Here is a 17,700-nt window from a genome sequence, read left to right on the forward strand (position 1 = left end):
ATGTGAGAGGCACCAGATGACCGGGCTCAGCCGGCGGCGGCCCCGGTACCGCACGCGGGGCGCGTCGGCGCGTACGCCGGCGGGTGAAGCCGCTGCGCGAGCCCGGTCATCTGGTGCCTCTCACATCTCACTCCCCGCGGCTGGGCAGCGGGGGTCTCCTTGCCTGCGACGGTCTGACGGCTTAGCGACGATTCCTGCCGCGATCTGGTCGCGTCGCACAGCATCACAACGCAATCGGAGCGCTACGGACAGCGCATCAGAACGCTTTTCAGACAAGCTGTTTCACTGTGTTTGCTACCGGCATATGAAAGGTATGCGCCGGGGCAACACGGCCCGAAGGGGCGCGAGGCGCACCGCCCGCCGGGGCGCCGCCCGGGGGCGCGCGCTTGCCGCCGCGCGCGCCTTGGCTGCGGAACGTGTCCGGATCGCTCCCGAGAGGAACGTTCCTTCACCCGCCTCGGGACCCCCGAAGGCATGAACGGTGTAGGCACCATGTTGACGCCGCCCCCGTCCGGCCACCCGGTCGCCGAATGGCCGCCGCCCGGACCCTGACCTACTCTGCGGACATGAACGAGAAGGACATCCTCGGACAAGTCGACAAGCTCGTGGCCGAGGAGCGGACGCTGCGCGAGCGCTCCGTCGGCACGGGCCTGCGGGAGGACGAGCAGATCCGCCTCACCGACGTGGAGGCCCGCCTCGACCAGTGCTGGGACCTGCTGCGGCAGCGCCGCGCCCGCGAGGAGTTCGGCGCCAACCCGGACGAGGCGACGATGCGCCCGGCCCGCGAGGTCGAGAGCTACGAGAGCTGACGCCCGCCCCGCGCCCGCGCCGCCCAGGGCGCCCGCCCGGCGCGCTGATAGCCTGCCCGGCGGCGGGAGCAGGGTGACGGCGAGGGCAAGGGGCTCGGGTGGCGGGGCACGTGGCGGACCAGCGGGCCGGCGGCCGTTCGCCGCGGATCACCACCCGCAACGCCCGCTTCCAGCAGTGGCAGGCCCAGCTGACCAACCGCGCCAAGCGCCAGCGCGCCGGGGAGTTCCTGGTGCAGGGGGTGCGGCCGGTCACCCAGGCCGTGGAGCGCGGCTGGCCGCTGCGGACGGTGCTGTACGACGCGAGCCGGCCACTGAGCGGGTGGGCGCGCGAGCTGCTGGCCGGGGTCCGGGCCGAGAGGATCGCCATGGCGCCCGAACTCCTCGCGGAGCTGGGCGAGAAGGACGACGGCCCGCCGGAGCTGATCGCCGTGGCGGAGCTGCCCCCGGACGACCTGGCGCGCATCCCGCTGGGCCCGGCGTTCCTCGGCGTGCTCCTGGACCGCCCGGTCAGCCCCGGGAACATCGGGACGATCATCCGCTCGGCGGACTCCCTCGGCGCCCACGGCCTGGTCGTCACCGGCCACGCGGCCGACGCCTACGACCCCAAGTCGGTGCGGGCGAGCACCGGTTCGCTCTTCGCGCTGCCGGTGGTGCGCGTGCCCGGCCATCGCGAGGTGGCCGACTGGCTGGCCGGCGCGCCCCTGCCCGTGACCGTCCTCGGCACGGACGAGCACGGCGAACGCGACCTGCCGGCCGCCGACCTCACCGGCCCGGTCCTCCTGGCGGTGGGCAACGAGACCACCGGCCTGAGCGCGGCCTGGCGCGAGGCGTGCGACACCCTCCTGCGCATCCCGATGACCGGCTCCGCCAGCTCCCTGAACGCGGCCAGCGCCGCCAGCATCGTCCTCTACGAAACGGCCCGCCAGCGCGCAGCCCTCCGCCAGGACCGCTGACGGCCCGCCTGTCCGGCGTTCGCTCCGCCCCCGGTCAGCAGCAGATGAAGCGGCAGCCGCCGGGGTCCTGGTGGAGGGGCCAGGGGTAGCCGAGGGGGCAGTGGCGGCCCTCGTGGCGGTGCCAGAAGCGGGCTCGGGGGCTGGCGCAGGAGGGGCAGACCAGCAGCGGGGGGCGGCCCTGGACGGTGATGTCCGGCCACAGGGCGCGGCCACAGTGCCCGCAGGGGCGCTGCGGCGGCGCGGGGGCGGGCTTGCTCAGCACGTGGGATTCCGGCACGGAGGCATCCTGCGCGGCGCCGGGCATTCCGCGGGCCGGGTCGGGAACGCGTTCCTCCGAACGGATGATGTCGCCCCACGAGCCGTGTCCCGCCGACGCAACCAGCCGGACGGCTGCCGCCGTCGGAGCCGATATGACGACGCCGCGCTTGCCCACCCCGCCGGACTGGCCGCATTGCGAGGATGCGGCAGGTTGTCCGGGGCGCCGCGTGGAACCACACGCGCGGTGCTTGGCCCACCTCAGCCTCGCTGACCGAACGGCGTACTTCGCGAGCCTGTCCCCCGGCGACGCCGTCGACCACCGCGGCACCACGTTCGACTCCGCGCTGCTCGCCTGCCTGCTGGGCGCCGTCCGCGACCCACTGCCCGGCGGCGAGCCCCGCCTTGGCCCCGCACGGTTCGGCCGGGCGATTTTCACCGGCGATGCCGCGTTCGCCGAAACGACGTTCACCGGCCGCGCCGAGTTCGACGGTGCGACGTTCGTCGATGTCGCGATGCTGGGGCCGCTGGTCTGCGGAGGGACCCTGGAGCTGTCCGGCGCGGTCTTCCGGTCCCCGGTGATCATCAACGCGGCCGTGGCACAGGTACGGTGCCATCGCACACGGTGGGAGCAGACGGCAACGCTGCGCCTGCGTTACGCCGAGGTCGACATGGCCGACGCGGTCGTCACCCAGCCGATCGCCGTCTCCGCCCACCCCACCCCGGTTGCGGCCCCGCACCTGGAGAACAGAGTGTTCCAGCGCAGCGATCCGGGTGTACGCATCGACTCGCTGCGTGGAGTGGACGCCGCACACCTGGTCCTGGCCGACGTCGATCTGACTGCTTGCCGATTCGCGGGGGCGTTTCATCTCGATCAGCTCCGGCTCGAGGGGGTCACGGTCTTCGCGTCCACGCCCGCAGGCATGCGGCGGTGGCGCTTCGCGCGGCGGCGCGTGCTGGCCGAGGAGCACCACTGGCGGGCCCGGCGGCAGCGCGACCTCGTCAGGACCGCCGGATGGACAACGCGGTTCCCGTATCGCCCCCGGCCGGTCAGGGGCTGGTCACAGCGGGCCCGGAACGCGAACGCACGTACTGCACAAGCCACTTACCTCAGAGTCAACCCCGTCCCCGGGCCGACGGCTCTCGCGCCGGTGTACCGGGCGCTGCGCAAGGCGTTCGAGGACGCCAGGAACGAGCCGGACGCCGCGGACTTCTACTACGGCGAAATGGAGATGCGCCGCCTTGACCGCAATCGGCCGATAGGTGAGCGGGCGCTGATCGCCGCGTACTGGCTGCTGTCCGGTTACGGGCTGCGCGCGTCCCGCGCGCTCGGCTGGCTGTTGCTCGCGATGGCCGGCACGGTGGGGGCGATGATGTTGTGGGGGCTGCCCGGCCACGATCCCGAACCCGTGACGACGGGCACCCAAGCCGCTCCCGGGGAGCCCGTAAGGCTCACCACGGTCGACCCCGGGCCGGAGCCCGCCGGGCCCTACCGCGACCGGCTCACCGCCGATCGCGCCGAGAGCGCGGCCCGCATCGTGCTCAACTCCGTGGTCTTCCGCTCCAGCGGGCAAAACCTCACGACCACGGGCACCTACATCGAGATGGCGTCCCGCTTCGCCGAGCCGATCCTCCTCGGCCTCACCGCCCTCGCCATCCGTGGTCGGGTCAAACGCTGACGGGGCGATCCGCGTGCCCCTTCTCCGGGGCGCCACCCCACCCCCCTACTATCGAACACGTGAGCGATACACCCCCCGGCCCGGCCCCGGGATCCGGGCTGCCCCCGGACCTGGCGTGGCTGAAGGCGCTCGCGGCCTGGCTGGAGGGGCAGTTGGCCTCGGTCCGTGCGGCGATCGACGCGGAGGAGGAGCGGGCCGGGCCGCGGTGGTGGGTGCAGTGGATGCGCACCGCGCCCGGCGAGCCCCGGCGCGGCGTGCTGCACCGGGCCGGCTGCTGGTGCCCCGGCGAGCCCGACCTGTACGAGGCCGGGCTGCGGCGGGTGGCGGCCCGCCACGGCGCGGGCATCGAGACGTGCCCCGTGTGCCGGGCCGCCGTCCCCGGTCAGGAGCGGAACGGCCCGGTCACCTCGTAGGTGATGCCGCCGCTGCTGCTGCCGCTGGTGCCGCGCTGGGAGGAGAAGTAGAGCCGGTTGCCCGCCGGGTTGAACGCCGGGCCGGTGATCTCGGAGCCGCTCTGCCCGCTGATCCGCAGGAAGGGCGCCACCACGTCCTGCGGCGTGATGATGCAGATCTCCATGTTCCCGCCGTCCTCCGCGACGAACAGGTCGCCGGAGCCGGAGCCGGTGATGTTGTCCACGCCGGTCAGGGGCGCGGAGGAGGTGAGGTTGTCGTCGTAGACGATGGCCAGGGTGTTGGCGACGGCGTTGTAGACCCAGACGCGGTTGTCGCCCTTGGTGGTGAAGAAGCACAGGCCGCCGCGGTAGTAGCAGCCCTCGCCGCCGTTGAAACGGCGGGTGCCGGAGACCTGGTTGCGGGTGGAGGTGCCGGCCGCGGAGGGGTCGGGGACGTTGCGCCAGGACAGGGTGCCGCCGCTCTCCGTCAGGACCTGGAGCGTTCCCGAGCCGAGGCTGCCCCAGCTTCCCCAGCCGGAGGGCACGAAGCGGTAGAACGCGCCGTCCCCCTCGTCCTCGGTCAGGTAGACCACGCGGCGGTCGGGGTCGGCGGCGGCGGCCTCGTGGTTGAAACGGCCCATCGCGTCGCGGCGGGCGGCGGCGCGGACGCCGTAGGGGTCGGTCTCGTAGACGTAGCCGCGGGTGGTCTCCTCGCAGGAGAGCCAGGAGTTCCACGGCGTGGTGCCGCCCGCGCAGTTCCGGGTGGTCCCGGACAGGATGCGGTAGGCGCCGGTGATGGACCCGGTGCTGGAGAAGCGCAGGGCACTGACGCCGCCGCTGCCGCTGCCGAGTTCGGCGTTGGAGGTGTAGATCCAGCCGGTGCCGTCGGCGAAGCAGGCCCCGCCGTCGGGGGCGCCGTGCCAGGTGTAGCCGGTGCTTCCCACGCGCCGGCTGGAGCGGGCGACGACTCTGCTGGTGAAGCCCTGGGGCAGCAGTATGCCGTTGGCGTCGGCGGGCTGCAGCGGCCCGTAGGGGCTGGGGCCGGTCTGGGCGGGGTAACCGAAGGACTCGCGGGTCATGGTGAACCCGAAGGCCACGGTGCCCGCGCCGACGACAGCGCTGCGCAGAAGGGTGCGGCGTTCCACGGCGACTCTCCTTAGACGTCTCTCCCGGCGGCGCCGCGCGGCACCGCCCGTCGGTCACGTGGAAGGTAGAGGCGGGGGCCGGGGGCGGTAAGGCACGTGCGGGCGAACTCTGACCGGCCAGTGGCGGACCGCCCGGCGACCTTCCGGGGCGGCCTGGTCTGCCGGGGCCTGGGCGCCCACGGGCCGGAGCCGGCGAGCCGAGGCGGAGGCGAGGAGGGGCGGCTCAGCGCACGCGGGGCGCCGCGGCTGCCACGAAGGCGTCGATCGCCGCCTTGGCCCGGTCGTTGGCCACGCGCCAGGCCGCCTCCTCGGCGGCCCGCGTGATGTCCCGGGCCCGCTCCAGCGCCTCCTCGGCCGCGGCGATCACCTCGCCGTCGCTGGTCAGCAGCTTGACCCGGTAGAGGGCCTGCCGGGCCACGGCCCGCAGCCGGTGCGCCTCGACGCGGGCGGCGAAGTACTCGGGGCCGTGCCGGTCCTCACGCCGCCGGAACCACCGGTCGCCCTCCCCGCGCCGGTAGTCCTCCGCGGCCCCGGCGAAGGTGCTGAACGCGGCGATGCGCTCCTGCCGCAGCGCCTCCGAGCGCAGGAACGACTCGCTCTCCCGGGCCGAACGCCGCTGGAAGAGATGGGTGATGACCGCGCCCAGCAGCGTTCCCGCCACGGCGACGGCGCTCGTCCAGATGGCCTCCACCCGGACAGCTGAACACATCGGGCCCCCGGGCGGCACCCCGCCCGGGGGTCGCGGGCTCAGTCGTCGCAGTCGTCGGAGCCGCCGGAGGACCCGGCGTACCGGCCGCCGCCGCTCCCCCGGCCGCCCCCGCGGCCACCGCCGCCGGAGGAGCCGCCGCTGGTGCGGCCGGGGGCCGCGACCTGCTCGGCCGGGACGGACTCGCCGCCCCAGGCGGAGTCTCCGGAGGCGGGCGCGGGCGCGGAGTCGCAGTCCCGGCCGCCGCCGTTGCAGGCGGCCAGCAGGGGAACGGTCAGGGCGAGCGCGGCGACGGCCACGGCGGCGCGTTTCATGGTGGGGTCTCTCCCGGTGGTGCGGACGTGGGACGACGGGAAAAGACCAACGCTCGACGCGGCCATGACACGCCCGTGCCAGGCCCTCCCCCGCGACCCGGCGCAGCTTACCGTCCGCGGCCGGACGGGCCGTCAGCGGGCGCGTACCACGGCGACGGGGCAGGGGGCGTGGTGGAGCACCGCCTGGCTGACCGACCCGAGGAGGAGGCCGGCGAAGCCGCCCCGGCCCCGGGCGCCCACGACGAGGAGGGCGGCCGAGCCGCCGGCCTCGATCAACGCCTCGCGGGCGCCGCCGCGCACCAGCCGCCGCCGTACCGGCACGTCCGGGTACTTCTCGCCGAGGCCACCGACCGCCTCGGCGAGCAGGCGTTCCTCGGCCGCGGCCGTTTCCCCCGGCTGGGAGGCGTAGGCGAGGGAGGCGTCCTGCGGCGGCGGGACGGGGGCGTTCCAGGGCGTCCAGGCGTGCAGGGCCACCAGGTCCGTGTCGCGCAACGCGGCCTCGGCGAAGGCGAACTCGGCCGCCGGGCGGCCCTCGGGCGAGCCGTCGACGGCGAGCACGACCGGTCCGGCGGAGGTCCCGGGGCCACCGCGGACCACGAGGACGGGGCAGTGGGCGCGCGCGGCCAGGTGCACGGCCGTGGAGCCGAGCAGCAGGCCGGAGATGCCTCCCAGGCCGCGGCTGCCGACGACCGCGAGCGAGGCGCCGCGGGAGCGTTCCTCCAGGACGGCCCGGGCCTCGCCGGTGACCACCTCGCCGTCGGCCTCGATGCCGGGCACGGTGGCGTGGGCCCGCGCCACCGCGTCGGCGACCGCCCGCTCGGCGGCGTTGCGCAGGCCGCCCTCGGAAGGGCCGAGCGGCGACGGCCCCAGGGGCACCCGCATGAGGGGCCAGATGAAGGCGTGCGTGACGCGCAGCGGGACGCCGCGCAGGGCTGCCTCGCGGGCGGCCATGTCCACCGCGGCCAGGGCCGATTCGGAACCGTCGACTCCCACCATGACCGGTCCGCTCATCGCGGGCTCCTCTCCCGGGCCCGGGTCCTTCCGGGCCCTTCAATCCGACTCTCTGACTCTCTGATCGATTGTGTGTGCAGGGGCGCGTTCGTGCTCGGTGGCGCCCCGGGAACCGCGGGTCAGTCGTGCGGAACGATCGCCAGCGGAGTCGGCGCGTGGTGCATGAGGCCGTGGGCGACGGGGCCGATGTGTGCCCCGAGGCGTGAACGTCGGGTCCTGCGGCCGGCGACCACCAGGGCGACCCCGGTGGCGGCCTCGGCGACGAGCCGCTCGGCGGCGTTGCCGTGCACGGGTATCTCGCGGACGGCCACCGCGGGGTGCTTATCCCGCCAGGGTGCGACGGCCTCGCTCAGGCGGCGGGCGCACTCGGCGGCCTCCGCGTCGGTGAAGCCCGGGTCGAGACCGGGGTAGAGGCCATAGGGCCCGGGCAACTGCCAGGCGGCCAGCACCCGCAGGGGGACGCCGCGCAGCTCGGCGGCGCGGAAGGCGAACGCGAGAACGTCCGCGGCGGGCCCCAGCGGGTCGATCCCGGCCAGCACGTCGCCGCCCGGTCCGCCGCCCCGTTCGCCGCCCGGCGGGTCGCCGGCCGCCCGGACCAGCACGACGGGGCAGTGAGCGCGGGCCACGGTCGCCTGGGCGACGGAGCCGGCCAGGAAGCCGCGCACGCTGCCCAGGCCGCGCGAACCCAGCACCAGCAGCTCGGACTCGGCCGACACCTCGGCGAACACGTCGGCGGGGATGCCGGCGGGCTGCTCCCGGACGGTGCGCAGCCCCGGGTACCGCAGGGACAGCCTCCCGGCCTCGGTACGGGTGCGGTCCTCGGCCCAGGCGGACAGCGCCGCGCGGCGGGGGCCCGGCGGCACGGGGGGCTCGGGGATGGCGCGGACGAGGAGGACGCGCAGCGGGAGGTCGCGCAGCAGGGCCTCGCGAGCGGCCCAGTCGGCCGCGGCGGCCGACTCGTCCGAGCCGTCCAGGCCGAGGGTGACGTGGCGGGTGGTCATGGGGATCGCCTCCAGGGCGGGTGAGGGGTGAGCGGCGCATCCGGCCGCGGTGCGAGGGGCGCGGCCCCGCGCGGGTCGGCGCAGCCAGGGGGTGCCGCGGACGGCGGGGAGCCGCCGCCCCCGGCGCAGGGCGGGGAGGTGGTGGCCGGTGCGACGGTGTGAGTGGTCGTGGAGGGCCGTGAGATCTGTCCTGTCGGGGGCGGCTCGTCGGGGTGGGCGGAGGTTGCGGCTGAGGGGGCCGGCGGGCGTTCCCGGCCGGTGTGCTCACCCTCTCGCCGGGGGCGGGGCGGGGCGCAGGGGCCGGCGGTCCCGGGCTCGTGGGCCGAACGGCCCCGTCTCCGGGGCCGGTTCCGTCCGCGCGGGCGTCCACCGGGGCGGGGACGAGGAGCACCGGGCGGGTGCCGCGGCCCAGCGGCGCGCGGAAGGCGCGGCCGAGGTGGGCGGCGCCCGGCCCGGGCCGGTGCTGGGCGAGGACGGCCGGGTCCGCGTGGTGGCCGGCCAGGAGCAGCCCGTGGACCCGGCAGCGGGGGCCGCGCACGCCGTCGATCGGCGCCTGGGGCTCGTCCAGCCGCAGCCGCGGCAGCCCGGTCCTGCCGGGCCGTGTCCGGCCGGTCCGGCGCCGGAGGGGCTGCCGGCCGGTGCCGGACCGCCACGTGCGGGCCGCCGCCGGGGTGGCGGATCTCTCCCCCGGGCGCGGGCCCTCGCGGTTGCCCGGGGCGGGGAGCGGCGGGGAGGGTGAGGGCATGACCACTGACCGGCTCGACGCCTTCGAGGAGAACCGGACGCGGATGTTCTCGCTCGCCTACCGGATGCTCGGGGAGGCGGCCGAGGCCGAGGACGTGGTGCAGGACGCGTACCTGCGGTGGGCGGCCAGCGGCCCGGTGGACGTTCCGGCGGCCTGGCTGACGCGGGTGGTGACCAACCTCTGCCTCAACCGCCTCACCTCCGCGCGGGCCCGCCGCGAGCGGTACGTCGGGCCGTGGCTGCCGGAGCCGGTGTTCACGGAGGGCGGCCGGCTGGGCCCGCTGGAGACGGCCGAGCAGCGGGAGGCGGTGTCCCTGGGGATGCTCGTGCTGCTGGAGCGGCTGACGCCGGCGGAGCGCGCGGTCTTCGTGCTGCGCGAGGCGTTCGGCTACCCGCACGCGGAGATCGCCGAGGTGCTGGAGACGGGCGAGGCGCGGGTGCGGCAGCTCTACCGGCGGGCGCGGCAGCACGTGGCGGAGGAACGGCGGCGCTTCACGGCGGAGCCGGGGCGGCACGAGGAGATCGTGCGGCGGTTCCTGGCGGCGGCTGCGGCGGGCGACGTCGCGGAGCTGGAACGCCTGCTGGCCAAGGACGTGACCGCCTGGGGCGACGGCGGCGGCGTGGTCTCGGCCGGGCGGCGCCCGGTGCACGGCGCGGACAAGGTGGCGCGGCTGGTCGCGGGCCTGCTGCGTCACCCGCTGGCTCCGCGGATGGCGTTCGGCATCGAGCACGTCAACGGCGAGCCGGCGGTCGTGACGCGGCTGGAGGGCGCGCTCTTCGCCGTCGTGTGCCTGGACGTGACCGAGGAGGGGCGCGTGGCGGCCGTGCGCTCGGTGGTCAACCCCGCCAAGCTCGCCTTCGCGGAAGGCCAGGCCGAAGGCCGGGGCGGCCAGGGCGAGGGCCAGGTCTGAGCCGGAAGAGCCCGCCCGACGACCCCGCACAACACCAAGGCGAGGAGGGACTCCTCCTCGCCACTCTCAACGTATAGCGCACCCCGGGGCTTGCGGCAAGGCCCCCTTCGTGCCGCAGAATCGCAGGCCGCAGGCCGGAAGCGGCCGGAATGAGAGATGTGCGAGGTGTGCGTGCTTTTGTCGGTGTATGGGCCAGGTGGGGGTGTCGAGCCGGCGGGAGAACGCCCGCGGCGGGCGTGGCCGGGCGGCGCGCGGGCGGGCGCGCCGCTCCCCGGCGCGGGCACGGACGGGGGCCGCTGAGATGGCCCCCCTGACCACCGGCGCGTTCGACCTCCCCCCGCGCCTGGCGGCCAAGGCCGCGCCCGAGCTGATCGCCGCGGACGAGCGGCACTTCGCGGCCATCGCGCGCAGCCTGGAGGAGTCGATCGCGGAGCTGTCCGACCTCCTCGACGCCACGCGCAGGGCACCCGGCGGCCTGGGCCGGGCCGCGATGGACCGGGACGCGGAGATCCACCGGCTGACCGGGCGGCTGCGGGCGTTGCGCCGCTTCGGCCTCGACCTGTGTCTGGGGCGCGTCGTCGGCGCGGACGACCCCGAGCCGCTGTACATCGGGCGCCTGGGCCTCACGGACGCGGAAGGGCGCCGGCTGCTGGTGGACTGGCGTTCCCCCGCGGCCGAGCCGTTCTTCGCGGCCACGCACGCCCGCCCGATGGGGCTGGCCAGCCGCCGCAGGTACCGCTGGACGGGCGGGCGGATCAGCGACTACTGGGACGAGGTGTTCACCGCCGAGGGCCTTGAGGGGCACGCGGCGCTGGACGACCAGTCGGCGTTCATCGCCAGCCTCGGCGGGCACCGCTCCGACCGGATGCGGGACGTGCTGGGCACCATCCAGGCCGACCAGGACGCGATCATCCGGGCCGGTTCGCGCGGGGCCCTGGTCGTGGACGGCGGGCCGGGCACGGGCAAGACCGTCGTCGCCCTGCACCGCTCCGCCTACCTCCTCTACTCCGACCCGCGCCTGGGCCACCGCCGTGGCGGCGTGCTCTTCGTCGGCCCGCACCAGCCCTACCTGGCCTACGTCGCCGACGTCCTGCCCAGCCTCGGCGAGGAGGGCGTGCGCACCTGCACCCTGCGCGACCTGGTCGCGGAGGGCGCGGCGGCGGTGGAGGAGGCGGACCCGGAGGTGGCCCGGCTGAAGTCCTCGGCGCGGATGGTGCGGGCGATCGAGACGGCCGTGCGCTTCTACGAGGAGCCGCCGGACGGGGGCATGACGGTCACGACCGAGTGGGCCGACGTCCGGCTGAGCGCGGAGGACTGGGCCGAGGCGTTCGACGCGCCGGGCCCCGGCACCCCGCACAACGAGGCGCGCGAGCAGATCTGGGAGGAGCTGGTCGCGATCCTGGCGGACAAGCTCGGCGGCGAGGTCCCGGCCGAGCCGCTGAGCCGGTCGCTGGCGCGCGACGAGGAGCTGGTGGGGGCGTTCCACCGCGCCTGGCCGCTGATCGAGGCGGCCGACCTCGTCGCAGACCTGTGGTCGGTGCCCGCCTACCTGCGGATGTGCGCGCCCTGGCTGACCCCGGAGGAGGCGCGGGCGCTGCGCCGCCCGGAGGGCCGGCCGTGGACGGTCTGCGACCTGCCGCTGCTGGACGCGGCGCGGCAGCGCCTGGGCGACCCGGAGGCGTCCGCGCGCCGGCGCCGGCAGGCCGCCTCCGTCGCCGCCGAGCGGGCGCGGATGGCCGACGTCATCGACGACGTGCTCGCGGCCGACGACGACGGGGAGGGCGCGGTGACGATGCTGCGCGGGCAGGACCTCCAGGAACGGCTGGTCGACGAGGCCGCGCTGCCGGCCGCGGACCCGGAGCCGCTGGCCGGGCCGTTCGCGCACGTCGTGGTGGACGAGGCCCAGGAACTGACCGACGCGGAGTGGCAGATGCTGCTGCTGCGCTGCCCCTCGCGGAGCTTCACCATCGTCGGGGACCGGGCGCAGGCCCGGCACGGGTTCACCGAGTCCTGGCGGGAACGGCTGGAGCGGATCGGGCTCGACCGCGTCGAGGTGGCCTCCCTGAGCGTCAACTACCGCACGCCGGAAGAGGTGATGGCGGAGGCCGAGCCGGTCATCCGGGCCGCGCTGCCGGACGCCAACGTGCCGCTGTCCGTGCGCCGAGCCGGGGTGCCGGTCGTCCACCGGCCCCGCGCGGAGCGCGACGCGGTGCTGGAGGCGTGGCTGGCCGGGCACGCCGACGGGGTCGCCTGCGTCATCGGGGACCCGGCCTTCCGGGAAACGGCCCGCGTCCGCTCGTTGAGCCCGGAGCTGGCCAAGGGGCTGGAGTTCGACCTGGTCGTCCTGGTCGACCCCGAGTCCTTCGGCGAGGGCGTGGAGGGGGCCGTCGACCGCTACGTCGCGATGACCCGCGCGACGCGGCAGCTCGTGGTGCTGACCGGCCCCTGAGCGCGCCACGCCCCGGGCTTGCCGCCCGGGGCGTGGCCTTCTCGTGCGGGTGGAGCGGGTGGGTCAGGCGGTGCGGTAGGCGTCGAGGATGGTCTGGGTCAGGGTGTTGCCCTCACCGTCCACCAGCTCGGCGCGGAAGGAGACGCTGCCCCCGGCGGCCGGGTTGGTGACCTGCACGGCGCCCCGGCGGACCGGGACGTTCCGCCAGGTCTCGCCCCGGTCGTAGGAGACGGCCACGGTCAGCCGGGAGTCGTAGTCCCCGGCGGCCGTGCCCTGCACCGTGACGGGAACGCGCAGCCTCTCGCCGGCCGGCGCGGTGCTGTCCAACGCCAGCCGCGGCGTGAACCGGACGGCGCTGGCGGGCAGTCGCACGGTCTCGTCCTCGCCGACGCCGCCCGAGGTGAAGGTGTACTCGGCCGTCACCTCGGTACTCACGGAGGCGGCGGGCTCGCCGCGGACCGCGCTGATGACGAGGCGGTAGTCGGCCTCCTCGGAGGGCAGGGTGAAGGGCGCCGCGTCCAGCCGGTCCTGCATCGACGCGTACTCCTCCCCGTTCCGGTAGAGGGTGGTGGTCGTGGCCTCCCTGGGGCTGAACCCCCAGTGGCCGCCGCCGTCCGAGAACAGGGCGAGCGAGCCGTGGAGGGTGTCGCCGGTGCGGTACAGGCCATCGGGCGTCTCGGCGCCCTCGACGATCTGCGGCCCGAACACGCCGGTGTTGAACGTCTCGTGGTACCGGCGGCCGGCGCGGTACTCCCGCTGGCCGCTGTCGAGGTACGCGCCCGACGTCCAGCCCTCCGCGAAGTCCTCGGCGACCAGCTGCCAGGGGCCGGCCTCCGCGAGCAGGAACACCTCGGTGGTGTGGGGCAGTTCCACGACCCTGCTCCCGCTGCTGGGGATGTTCGCCGGGAACGGGTAGAGGACGCCGAGCCGTCCGGGCGTCGAGGCCCCCAGGCCCGTGGTGATCCGGGCCATGTCCCTGGCCTCGGCGCGCAGGGTGTGGCCGGTGTAGAAGCCCTCCGGCCGGGTGTGGGCGAGCCGGTACTGGCTGGTCTCCGTCAGCCAGGTGGAGGTCGTCCAGGCCGACAGCTCCCAGCCCTCGGCCGGTCCGCCGAGCGGCGCGGTGCGCATCCCCTCGGGCGGCGCGCCGGTGCCCACCACGAATCCGGCGCCGCCCTCGCCGTCCTGCGGAATCAGGTCGTAGCCGACGTCCAGGTCCGTCTGGTCGGCGTCGTCGTTCGGGCCCTCCAGCGTCATCGGGCGCGCGTCGTCCGCGCTGGCGGTGAGCCGCAGGTCCCGGGTCACCTCCAGGCCCGCGTGGGAGAGCCAGTCGATGCCCGCGAATCCCAGGCCGTCCTCGGTGCGCGTCTCGATGAAGACGTTCAGCGCATAGGTCCCGGCCGGCAGCGGGACCGTCGCCCGCGCCTCCGTGCCGGCGATCCAGCGCGTCTCCCCGGTGGCCAGGTCGGTGGCCGTGCCCGACCAGGTGGTCCGGTCGGCTTCGCCCTCGCGGGCGTTGATGTCGACCTCGACCTGGAAGGTCTCCTCCTCAAGTGTCACGGCCCCGGCCGTGGTGACGGCCGCGACGCCCTCCGCCGTGGCCGTGACGTGGAGGCCGAACGCCCCCGGCGTCTCGCCCGCGGCGGCGGGGGTGGCGGTGACGGGAACGGTGGCGGTGCCCCCGGCGGGGACGGTGACCTCGTCGGCCCCGAGCGTGAACAGGCCCTCCGGGGCGGGCGCCCCGTCGGGGCCGGTGGTGGCGGCGGACAGGTCCAGGGTGACGTCCTGGGTGCCGTCGTTGCGGTACGTCAGCTCGCGCGTGACCGGCTCCGCGCCGGACGGCGGCCAGGGCACCGAGCCGAAGCTCAGCGAGGAGGGCTCGGCGGTGATCGTCTGCTCCAGCGCGGCCGGCACCTCGATCCGGCCCGCCCCCTGGCGGAACGCGCCCTCGCCGGGCGTGGGCCGCGCGGAGGCGATCAGCGCGGCCTTGATCCGCTCGCCGGTCCAGTCGGGGTGCGCCTGGGCCAGCAGGGCGGCGGCTCCCGCGACGTGCGGGGTGGCCATCGATGTGCCAGAAATCGCCGCATACCCGTCGGCGACGGGAGTGCCGTACTGCCAGATCGCCGCGCCCTCCGCGCCGGCCGCGGCGATGTCCACGCCGGGCGCGGTCACGTCCGGCTTCAGCGCGCCGTCGCGCGTCCGCGGCCCGACGGAGGAGAAGTCGGCGATGGCGTCGGAGGAGTCGACCGCGCCCACGGTGAGCGCGGCGTCGGCCGTGCCGGGCGATCCGACGGTGCCCGGCTCGGGGCCCGAGTTGCCCGCCGCGATGACGAAGAGCGTGTCGGACTCGGCCGAGAGCCGGTCGACGGCCTCCTCCAGCGGGTCGACGGTGTCCCCGGCGGGGCCGCCCAGGCTGAGGTTGACGACGTCGGCGCCCTGCTCGACGGCCCACTCCATGCCCTCGACGATGTCGCTCTGCCAGCCGGAGCCGGTGTCGTCCAGCACCTTGCCGTTCAGCAGGCGGGCGCCGGGGGCGACTCCGGTGTAGGTGCCCTCCGAGTGGGCCCCGGTGCCGGCGGCCGTCGAGGCCACGTGCGTTCCGTGCCCGTCGCGGTCCTCGGCGTCGGCGGCCTCGGAGAAGTTCCGCTCACCGACGACCTGACCGGCCAGGTCGGGGTGGGTCTCGTCGATGCCCGTGTCCAGCACGGCGATGGTGGTCCCGGCGCCGTCGAAGCCGGCCTCCCAGGCCTGCGGCGCCCCGATCTGCGGAACGCTCACGTCCAGCGCCGCGGTGACGATCCCGTCCAGCGCGACGCTCGCGATGCCCGGGGCGGCGGCGAGCGCGCGGGCGTCGCCGTCCGGAGCGGTCACCGCCTCCCAGACGGCGGCGGCCTCCTCGACGGAGACCGTCAGGGCCTCGGCGTCGATGGCCTCCAGCGGCCGGGCGGCGTCCTCCTCGGCCGCCTCGCGCAGCGCGCCGCGCGCGCCGTCCCGCTGCCGGGCGTTCTCCTCGTACCCGACGATGATCCGCAGCCCGCCGGCCTCCCGGTGCTGCTCGCGGCTCAGCTCGGTGATGTTGAACAGGTCCCGGTCGAGCGTCCCGTCCTCGATCAGCCCGATGGCGTCCAGCGGGAGGACCAGGGTCTCCCCGCCGCCGCGCGCCACGGTCCTGGGGACGTCCTCCCTGCCCTCGGCCGGGACCACCCCGGCCACGCCGCCCTCGGGGTCGACCAGCACGCGGTCCCCGGTGATCAGCGTGACGCTGTGGCTGATGCGGGACCCGTCCCCCTCGTCCCGCGGCGCGGCGGCCGGGTCCCGGCCCTCCGCTGCTGGGGCCGCCGCCCCCGCGGCCAGGACGGCGGCCAGTGCCGCCGCCACCGCCCCCGCGGTCCGGCTCGTTCGCGCCCACCTTTGCATTCCTGTACGGCTGTTGCGCACGCCTGTCAAGGTCGTGTCCTCCACTTTCGGCATCCGATAGGGCCGAGCCTCCCCCGCACGTGCGGCTGGGGCGCGAGCGTGCTGCTTTGCCAACCGTCGTACGAAGAAGAGTTGAAGCCTCCTCAGGGGCGGAACGCAATTCGTCAGTTGTGTAGGACATATGGAGATCTGCGCCGCGAGCGGGACCGGGACCCGGGGCGCGGCGCCTCGCAGGCCCGATGCGCGGGTCCATCGAGGGCCCCGGCGGCCGACCCTCACGCACCTGCCATCCCGGCGCCGGCCAACACGCCACCGGGTGCGCGGAATTCCGCCCCGGAGCGAACGAGAGGTTGACCGCCTCCCTTCAGAAACTCTACGGTACCTCAGGTACCGCGGAGTTCCTCAAGGCTCGCTTTTCCCTCGCTCCACTCCCTTTCCCCTTCCTCCACCCCTTTCCGCGAACGGAGTCGCATCATGTCCAAGCGCACCGCAACGGTGTTCAGCGCAGCCGCCGCCGGTGTCATCGCCGCCGGCACGCTCTTCCTCACCGCCGCGCCGGGAAACGCCGCGACCACGCAGGTTTCCTACACGGCCACCGGCACCACCCACCTCGGCGGCCTGGAGGCCGATCTCCCGCTCGGCCCCGGGTCGACGGACGTGGCCGTGGACCTCCAGAGCGGCGATCTGACGGCCGATATCTCGCTTCCGCCCACGCGCACCGAATTCACGATGTTCGGCTTCCTGCCCACCTACGCCGAAGTCACCATCCACGAGCCCGAGGAGGGCCTGAGCGGGACATTCCAGGACGGCGTGGTCCGCGTCTCCGGCGACTTCTCGATCCAGATCACCGAGGTGGGCCACGGCTTCCTCGGCATCCCCATGGAGAACTGCCGCACCACCGCGCCGGCGACGATAGCCCTGGAGTCGGAGGGCGAGTTCCTGGTCGCCGAGGGCGGCACCCTCACCGGCACCTACGAGCTGCCGGCGTTCGAGGGCTGCAGCTTCGACACGCCCATCATCAACGCCCTCCTGGCCGGCCAGGAGCACACCATCACCATCGACCTGGCCGCGGCCTGACACGCAGGCAGGCCCGGCCGGGGCGGGGGACCGGCACGCGCCGCGCCAGGGCCGGTCGGCGCGAAACCCCCGCGGAACGGCCCGCCGGCTTCGGCCGGCGGGCCGTTTCCCGCGCGTCCGCCCCCTCAGCCCCCGCCGAACAGCAGGCGCACCGTCTCCACGAACAGGTCCTCCAGCTCCGGCAGCGCGGCGGCGCCGTGCGTGTGCAGGCAGTCGCGGATGCGCTCGGCCGTACCGCCGATGTAGAGGCTGAACACCTCGGGAGGCAGGTCGCGAATCCCCGGGTCCTCGCGCCGGGCGCGCCGGTGCAGGGCGCGGAACTGGTCGGCGAATCCGTTGTTCACGGCCGTGGTCCGCTCGATCAGGGCGGGCCCGGCCGAGAACGTCTCGATGTACAACGAACGGGCCGCCGCCGGATTCTCCGCGAGGTCACCCAGGAACACCCGCCACGACACGCGGACGCGTTCCGCCCAGTCCCCCGGCGCGGTCTCCTCCAGCGCGGCCAGCATCCGCGCGCCGACGTATCCGACGGCCTCGTCGAACGCGGTGAGAAAGCAGGCTTCCTTTCCGGAGAAGTGCTCGTAGAACGTCCGCCGCGAGATGCCGGCGCGCTCCACGACGTCCCCGATGGTGGCCGCGGGATATCCCTTTTCCGCCACCGCATCGAAAAATCCGGAAATGATGCGCGCACGCTGCGAGGAGGCGACATGCTCCCGGCTCAGCCCGTGCCGCCCACTGGGCAGACGACTGCCGGGTCCTTTCCACGGGCTGCTCACCCGGCCCACCCTAGCACCGGCCTATATAACCGCCCCCGCCCCGCCGGACGTTACCCGACCCGAC

Annotated in this window: 15 protein-coding genes; 7 read left to right on the plus strand and 8 right to left on the minus strand. The window is 75.3% G+C overall.

Features of this window, described 5'->3' with window-relative positions; all coding sequences use genetic code 11:
• Positions 1-566: 566 nt before the first annotated feature.
• Complete coding sequence (locus RM780_RS23750) at positions 567-809, plus strand: DUF2630 family protein (protein WP_311632916.1); 243 nt, start codon at positions 567-569, stop codon at positions 807-809.
• Positions 810-907: 98 nt separating this feature from the next.
• Complete coding sequence (locus RM780_RS23755; protein WP_311632917.1) at positions 908-1,762, plus strand: TrmH family RNA methyltransferase; 855 nt, start codon at positions 908-910, stop codon at positions 1,760-1,762.
• A gap of 34 nt (positions 1,763-1,796) precedes the next feature.
• On the opposite strand, the gene RM780_RS23760 is transcribed toward RM780_RS23755, so the two are convergent.
• Positions 1,797-2,039, minus strand: coding sequence for a hypothetical protein (locus tag RM780_RS23760; RefSeq protein WP_311632918.1), 243 nt, complete (start codon positions 2,037-2,039; stop codon positions 1,797-1,799).
• Positions 2,040-2,268: 229 nt separating this feature from the next.
• Here RM780_RS23760 and RM780_RS23765 point away from each other — a divergent pair, with 229 nt between their 5' ends.
• Together RM780_RS23765 and RM780_RS23770 are read left to right on the plus strand one after the other, a co-directional pair.
• Positions 2,269-3,696, plus strand: a complete 1,428-nt coding sequence (locus RM780_RS23765) for a pentapeptide repeat-containing protein (RefSeq protein WP_311632919.1) — start codon at positions 2,269-2,271, stop codon at positions 3,694-3,696.
• A 59-nt stretch (positions 3,697-3,755) separates the two neighbouring features.
• On the plus strand, positions 3,756-4,109 hold the full coding sequence (locus RM780_RS23770; protein WP_311632920.1) for a hypothetical protein: 354 nt from the start codon (positions 3,756-3,758) through the stop codon (positions 4,107-4,109).
• Here RM780_RS23770 and RM780_RS23775 read toward each other — a convergent pair.
• From RM780_RS23775 to RM780_RS23795, 5 genes are all read right to left on the minus strand, one after another.
• Positions 4,079-5,233 (minus strand): alkaline phosphatase PhoX, encoded by a 1,155-nt coding sequence (locus RM780_RS23775; RefSeq protein ID WP_311632921.1) that lies wholly within the window; start codon positions 5,231-5,233, stop codon positions 4,079-4,081. The two genes, RM780_RS23770 and RM780_RS23775, sit on opposite strands and share 31 nt — an antisense overlap.
• Positions 5,234-5,456: 223 nt before the next feature.
• Positions 5,457-5,924 (minus strand): hypothetical protein, encoded by a 468-nt coding sequence (locus tag RM780_RS23780; RefSeq protein ID WP_311632922.1) that lies wholly within the window; start codon positions 5,922-5,924, stop codon positions 5,457-5,459.
• 56 nt (positions 5,925-5,980) lie between these two features.
• The gene (locus RM780_RS23785) at positions 5,981-6,253 is read right to left on the minus strand and encodes a hypothetical protein (protein WP_311632923.1); all 273 of its coding nucleotides are present in this window, start codon (positions 6,251-6,253) and stop codon (positions 5,981-5,983) included.
• A 132-nt stretch (positions 6,254-6,385) separates the two neighbouring features.
• Positions 6,386-7,264: a universal stress protein gene (locus RM780_RS23790; protein ID WP_311632924.1), complete on the minus strand. Its 879-nt coding sequence runs from the start codon at positions 7,262-7,264 to the stop codon at positions 6,386-6,388.
• A gap of 119 nt (positions 7,265-7,383) precedes the next feature.
• A complete protein-coding gene (locus tag RM780_RS23795; protein WP_311632925.1) occupies positions 7,384-8,265 on the minus strand; it encodes a universal stress protein in 882 nt (293 codons plus the stop codon).
• A gap of 743 nt (positions 8,266-9,008) precedes the next feature.
• Here RM780_RS23795 and RM780_RS23800 point away from each other — a divergent pair.
• Together RM780_RS23800 and helR are read left to right on the plus strand one after the other, a co-directional pair.
• Positions 9,009-9,920, plus strand: coding sequence for an RNA polymerase sigma-70 factor (locus RM780_RS23800; protein ID WP_311632926.1), 912 nt, complete (start codon positions 9,009-9,011; stop codon positions 9,918-9,920).
• A gap of 301 nt (positions 9,921-10,221) precedes the next feature.
• The gene (helR, locus tag RM780_RS23805) at positions 10,222-12,369 is read left to right on the plus strand and encodes an RNA polymerase recycling motor ATPase HelR (RefSeq protein ID WP_311632927.1); all 2,148 of its coding nucleotides are present in this window, start codon (positions 10,222-10,224) and stop codon (positions 12,367-12,369) included.
• A gap of 63 nt (positions 12,370-12,432) precedes the next feature.
• Here helR and RM780_RS23810 read toward each other — a convergent pair whose 3' ends face one another.
• Complete coding sequence (locus RM780_RS23810; protein ID WP_311632928.1) at positions 12,433-15,744, minus strand: S8 family serine peptidase; 3,312 nt, start codon at positions 15,742-15,744, stop codon at positions 12,433-12,435.
• A 513-nt stretch (positions 15,745-16,257) separates the two neighbouring features.
• Here RM780_RS23810 and RM780_RS23815 point away from each other — a divergent pair.
• Positions 16,258-16,860: a hypothetical protein gene (locus tag RM780_RS23815; protein WP_311632929.1), complete on the plus strand. Its 603-nt coding sequence runs from the start codon at positions 16,258-16,260 to the stop codon at positions 16,858-16,860.
• A 125-nt stretch (positions 16,861-16,985) separates the two neighbouring features.
• Here the strand turns inward: RM780_RS23815 and RM780_RS23820 are convergent, their stop codons facing one another.
• Positions 16,986-17,519 (minus strand): TetR/AcrR family transcriptional regulator, encoded by a 534-nt coding sequence (locus RM780_RS23820; protein WP_311632930.1) that lies wholly within the window; start codon positions 17,517-17,519, stop codon positions 16,986-16,988.
• Positions 17,520-17,700: the final 181 nt, after the last annotated feature.

Source organism: Streptomyces boetiae (assembly GCF_031845405.1).
Lineage (GTDB): Bacteria > Actinomycetota > Actinomycetes > Streptomycetales > Streptomycetaceae > Streptomyces > Streptomyces boetiae.